General features: G+C 38.0%; 3 protein-coding genes. All 3 read right to left on the minus strand.

All coding sequences use genetic code 11. The features are described 5' to 3' along the window. Window positions 1–241 precede the first annotated feature (241 nt). The 3 genes from ACEW80_RS06265 to ACEW80_RS06275 all read right to left on the minus strand — a co-directional run bounded on the left by ACEW80_RS06265 (window position 242) and on the right by ACEW80_RS06275 (window position 4,930). Complete coding sequence (locus tag ACEW80_RS06265) at window positions 242–961, minus strand: hypothetical protein (protein ID WP_373525769.1); 720 nt, start codon at window positions 959–961, stop codon at window positions 242–244. Between the two features lie 39 nt (window positions 962–1,000). After that, window positions 1,001–2,494 carry a hypothetical protein gene (locus ACEW80_RS06270; protein WP_373525770.1) on the minus strand — a complete coding sequence of 498 codons (1,494 nt, stop codon included), beginning with the start codon at window positions 2,492–2,494 and terminating at the stop codon, window positions 1,001–1,003. Between the two features lie 348 nt (window positions 2,495–2,842). After that, window positions 2,843–4,930, minus strand: coding sequence for a GumC family protein (locus ACEW80_RS06275; RefSeq protein ID WP_373525771.1), 2,088 nt, complete (start codon window positions 4,928–4,930; stop codon window positions 2,843–2,845). Window positions 4,931–5,524: the final 594 nt, after the last annotated feature.

Consider the following 5,524-nt stretch of genomic DNA (forward strand, 5'->3'; position numbering starts at 1 on the left):
ATAAAACATTATTGATTTGATAATCAATCTGCATATTTTTTAATAACAATCCTCCGCCTTTAACCAGAGGATTCTGAATTGCACCACATTCAATACAGTTCGGTTAACATGTTTATTCCTCAGAGATCCCCCCAACCCCCCCTTAAACAGGGGGGCTTTTTCTTCTAATAACCCCCTTTTTAAGGGGGTCGCCACAGGCGGGGGGATCTTAACCGAACCGTATTGTCACCACATCTAACTTTTAACTTTTATTCAGGGCAGCCCTTAATTGCTTAAGCAGCTTACCAACTTCTAAAAATTGCGGATCTTTTGCAAGTTTTTGCAGCACTTCCGGACTGCTTTCCATCACAATATTGTTGTAAGCATTAATAGCATCACTTAGGTTTTGGATATCCACATTTGGTGTTTCTCCTTTCTGAGCTATCATTAAATCTCCCATTAATCTTTTCGTGCTAGCAACTAGCTGCACTGGTTGTAATTGTCCAACAGGAACACCTAATATAGATGCTGATTTACTTCTGGTTAGACCCAATAAAGCAACTAGCAATGATTGTACTCGTTTCGGTGGTGCTCCTAAATTCACGAAACGAATCTGTACCTCATTAGCTGCTACTTCTGCATTCGAGTCACCCCGTAAGATAACTATAATGACGTAAGTCGGGCTATTTGCAGATGAAGTTTGACTGAATCTATTAACGATAATTCTATTCAGAATATTCTGAACTTCTGTTGATACGCTAATCCTACCATTACTCCTAAGCTCCACATTAACCCCAGGTACAAGTTCACCAGGGGATTGTAAATTTTCTGGGTTAAAATTCTCCCCAGATGAGGAAGTAGAATCTTCACTCCCCCCTGTGATGTTAGCACTACCAGCATTTACTATAGTAGGCCTACCCACTAGATAAGTGAAAAAGGTGAATGCTAGAGCAAAAGTGAGAAATAATGATTGTTTTTTCATTGTTTTTATTGTTAATGAGATTTCAAGATAACTCAGCAGTTAAAACCGAAAAATGTACCCTGCACTCAATGCAAAACCTAAGCCAGTATCAAGATTGCTAGTAACATCTGTGAAAATAGTATTGATAACTATAGGGCTGTTTTTGAAGGGAGCAAAAGACGCACCCATGTTGAGACGATTTCCTGTCCAGCTAGTTACTAAGGATACTTCAGGTATCACTCTCAAACCTAAACTAGCAAAAAGATTAATATCATTTTCATCTGCTGCTATTGCACCTTTAGAACGAAAAGCACCACTGCCAAGACCTACCGAAACAGTTAGAGGTAACTTATTATTTAGGTTATTTGGTTGCAGTGCAAATGACTTAGTAATTACTCCATAGATGGTATCTTTAGCATTAGTAACATCTCCCCATTTAATCGGATTTGACCACCCAATAGCTACGGCTGTACCATCGCCCAAATATCTGTGTAGTTTAAAACCTACACCGCCACTATCGCCAAAATCAAAACTGTCACCACCACCTACACTAGTAATATTGATATTAACTTCCAATCCTACAGATTTAACCGCATTTCCTAAACCAAAACCAACAGACAAAGAACCATCTACCCTATCTTCATTCTCATCTAGAGGGAAAAGTAAACCACCGCCAATATAGGCTTGACCAAAACTTGCACCATAGGCAGAAGGAGTACCAGCAGTTGAACCAGGGGCAGCTCTTGTCGGTTCACGTAACGTCGTAATGGGATCAATTAAAAGTTCTTGGCGTAATTTATTAGTCTCGCCAAAAGTATCACCTACTGTATCTGAAGAGTCTATTTGTACAATAATTTGAGATTGTTTCTGCTGCAATACATTAGTCTGCTCTTTTAAATGCAAATCAGTATTACTAAAAGGATAAGCAGTTATTTCCTTCTCTAAATTATCATTAGTTACTAACAGCTTTTGAGATTCCAGACGACTGTTGTCTACAGAAAGGTAATCACTAAATTTTTCAGGCTTAATATTAGTAGTAAAACCATCAATAATACTTATGCTCTCTAATTCAGCAACAAGATTAGTTCTTTTAGATGCCAGCAATCTTTGCCGTAAGCTAGTATGTGGTTGTGAACTAAGTCCAAATATTCTAAATTGAGCCTCTTTACTTTCAGAAACAACACTATCCACATTAATTTTTTTAGATGCCAGCAATCTTTGCCGTAAGCTAATATCTGGTTGTGAATTAAGTTCAGATACGCTAAATCTGTCCTCTTTACTTTTAGAAACAACGCTAGCCACATTAATTTTTTTAGATACCAGCAATCTTTGGCGTAAGCTAATGTATGGTTGTGAATTAAGTCTAAATATGCTAAATTTATCCTCTTTACTTTTAGAAACAACACTATCCACAGCAACTGCCGATTGGATGAAAACAGCTGTCAACAGTAGAAAAAAAGTTATTAAGATTGTCCCTGATCTCCAAGAAGCATAGTTAGCACTAACAACTTGATAATTATCACTATCATTGATAATTTTTTGTATTTTACCCATCAAAATACTCCTTTTGTAAAAGTAATTACATAAACACGATAATAATCTAGATGCAAAACCTCCGAATTGACAATATGTAATTTTACTGAAATGTAGCCAATTAAGTTAGTGGATTAACAAAGTGCAAGATATTAAGTTATGTCAAACCTTTTAACCTCTTGCAGCAAAAGGCCAGATTCCTCAAGCGAGATCCTGACAAAACTTTATCACCTAAAAATTTCTATGTGGGCGAAAGTTTATGATGAGTTTCTCTAAACAAGTTGATCTCGCTACTTTTATTTAATTTGCCAATTGCAGTGCGATCGCCCCAAAATCGATTACCATTTTTCAATGGCTCATCAAAATTTATTAAACTTTACTCATTGCGTAGCCATAATATTGCTGGTTAGCTTTTACCCCATTAATCGCTATACCTAAAACATTTTGGTCAGCCTTCTCTAACAGTTCTTTAGAGAGAGAAAGACTATCAGCATCAGCTATTCCTGGACGAACTACAAACAAAATTCCATTCGCCACTTTGCCCAAAATAGTTGCATCAGCAGCTACGGTTAAAGGTGGAGTATCGATAATCACAAAGTCATATTTTTGTGCGACTTGTCCCACAAATACAGCCATTTGGCTAGAACCAAGCAGCGCAGCAGGGTTGTTATTCAGTTCACCAGCCGTTAAAACTTCCAAGTTGGATACAACTTCAGTCACAGCCATCTCTAAATTTGACTGGCTTCTCAGAACGTGGCTTAAGCCAGTTTTATTTGGGATTTCCCAGATTTTGTGTTGACTAGGATTACGTAAATCTGCATCTACCAACAAAACCTTACGACCAAGTTGAGACATAGAAACGGCTAGGTTAGCAGCAATTGTCGATTTACCTTCTTTAGGTACAGCGCTCGATACCACAATGACTTTGATTAGCTGCTCTGAATTAAAAACTCTCAGGTTAGTTTCCAACATCCGAAAAGCTTCACTGACAGCGGAATTAGGTTCATCTTTGACGATTACTTCTGGAATAAGATTATCATTGGTAAATCGTGGAATAGAACCTAGTAAGGTGTAGTCTAATAAATCTTTGGCAGATTGAGCCGTTTTAACAGTTTTGTCAAATTTTTCCAAAACCAAGGCTGTAGCTGCACCTAGAACAAGTCCACCAATAATCCCTTGCAGCAAATTTATATATTGACGGCTTTTAATAGGCACTTCTGGAATTAATGCAGGTGTCACGACCAAAGCGTTACTTACCTGGAGATTTTCTGCCACTTGAAGTTCTTGATACCGAGCTAGAAGGTTTTGATAACTAAACTCAGTTGCAGCTATTTCACGCTCTAGCTGACGGTGCTGCAACTCCAACTGTGGCAAGTTATTAGCTCTTTGTCTATAAAATATGATGATTTCAGCTAAAGCTTTCAGCCGTACCTGCAAACTGAGACGTTCTGCTTCGGTGCTAACGTAGTTAGCAAGAAGTCCTTGTTGCAGACCGTCACTTCTAAGCTGCACAATGTTTTCAGGATTTGTGGTTTGATTTAAACGCCCTGCGTTACCTACAAAACTTTGTTCTATTCGCTGCTGAAGTTGTTGTTTGAGAACCGCTTCTTGTTCCTTAAGGTTAATCACCGTAGGATGGCTATCTGTCAAACGTAGGCTGAGAAGTTGAATTTTTTGTTGGGTATCTTGCAACTGTCCGAGAGCCAAACTAGTTGATGGAGACTCACTCACAAAACCTGAAATTACAGCTTCTTGTGAACTCACACCAAAGATTTGCTTAATTGATTCCATCTGTGCAGTTTGAGATGCCAAATCAGTCCTAGTTACAGCGACTTGTCTTTCTAAATCAGTAAGAATTGAAACAGTCGATGATGCTTCTGCTTTGAGGTCTAAAACTCTATTCTGCTGTTTAAAAATTTGCAACCTTTGTTCAGCCGATTGTAATGCCTTTTTTCTCAGTGGTAACTGTTGGGCGATAAAGTCCCTGGCTGACCTGGTTTGAGCGCGATTGGCATTAATATCACTTTCTATATAGACCTTCATTAAGGTATTGACAATTGCAGCAGCCTTTCTAGGGTCTGTATCTACATAAGAAAGTTCTAGAAGATCAGTGTTTTCTAAATTTTTTACTTGTAGGTCTTTTAAGAATATCAGAGGGCTGATATTCAGGCGGAGAGCGTTGATAGTCCTTTCAGCTATAGGCCAAGAACGCAGAACTGCAACTTCGGTTCCTAAAGGTCTACCACTTACCGAATTCTCTAACTGTCCTAATTGGTTTCCAACTCCGGTAAGCGAAGAGGTAGAACTCTTTTTTAAGACTAACTGGCTTGTTGCCTGATAAATTGGTGTTTCTAGTAGAGTCTTAACTATAGCTAATGTCAAAAGTAGCCCAAAAACTATAGATGCAGGCAACCACCGACGTTTCAGAATCGCCCAATAGTGCAGATGTTCTTCCATGTCTTTATGTTAGTTACTGGCTTGAATCGTGTTTTGCTTTATCCAATACATGACTATTTGACTGTAAAGTTCGTAGTGAAAACTTTAGTACTAAGCATAAGAACTGAGAAGATGTCTCATAAAGTATACGTGAAGTATAAATTTCTCATTCTGAGCGTAACGGAGTGAACATAGCGTCTCTAATAAGAGAAAATAAGAATCGCTCCGTATTTTACGAGAAGCAGACGGCAGCATAAGATTTTTAGCTTCTCAGCCATCAAGTTGTCACTACGAAATCTTTACTAGTTGAGATTGAAATTAGGACAATCCTATACGAAAAATAAATAAAAAAGCCTAGTAATAATACTAGTATTTTCCAGAATAAATTCGCTAGCCAATGATTTTATAGTCAAGAGTACTTACGTACTTATGTATGTAAATTTTAGAAAATTAATAACTTGACATTTATATGTACCCTATACTTTTGCAGAAATTGACCCAGAAATTAAATTCCTGAGCTAAGTATCAAAAAGTTGCAACTGGTGGTCTAGGCGGCTAAACGAAGAATTTGATCTAGCTCACGTGAGCGTGGCGTCAAGTCCCCTTCAGGAGCGG

The organism is Nostoc sp. (assembly GCF_041747015.1).
GTDB lineage: Bacteria > Cyanobacteriota > Cyanobacteriia > Cyanobacteriales > Nostocaceae > Nostoc.